The following is a 348-nucleotide window of genomic DNA, read 5'->3' as shown; positions in this document are numbered from 1 at the left end:
CCGCACTCTCCCTGGAGGAATAGCCGTTCCGCCAGGACAGCCCGTTCCGCCAGGACCGCCCCGAGGAGGAACCCCCCATGCGCGCCGCGCTCCTGCACGCCGTAGGCGACGACAAGCTCGACATCCGTGACGACGTCGCGCTGGCCCCCGTCGGTCCCACCGAGGTACGGGTCCGGGTCAGGGCCACCGGCGTCTGCCACTCGGACCTGTCGGCCATGTCCGGCGTGCTGCCCCACCCCGTGCCGCTCGTCCCCGGGCACGAGGGCGCGGGCGAGGTGCTGGAGGTCGGCGACCACGTCACCTCCGTCCAGCCGGGCGACCCCGTCCTCATCAGCTGGCGCCCGGCGT

Annotated in this window: 1 protein-coding gene; it reads left to right on the top strand. The window is 74.1% G+C overall.

Annotation, left to right across the window (positions count from 1 at the left end):
• Window positions 1-77: 77 nt before the first annotated feature.
• Window positions 78-348, top strand: a 271-nt coding sequence (locus HT134_RS44360) for an alcohol dehydrogenase catalytic domain-containing protein (RefSeq protein ID WP_175606511.1), incomplete at its 3' end; no start/stop codon positions are given.

The organism is Nonomuraea rhodomycinica, from assembly GCF_013363995.1.
GTDB lineage: Bacteria > Actinomycetota > Actinomycetes > Streptosporangiales > Streptosporangiaceae > Nonomuraea > Nonomuraea rhodomycinica.
The sequence above is the reverse complement of the archived record's forward strand: the minus strand, read 5'-3'. Positions and strand labels throughout refer to the sequence as shown.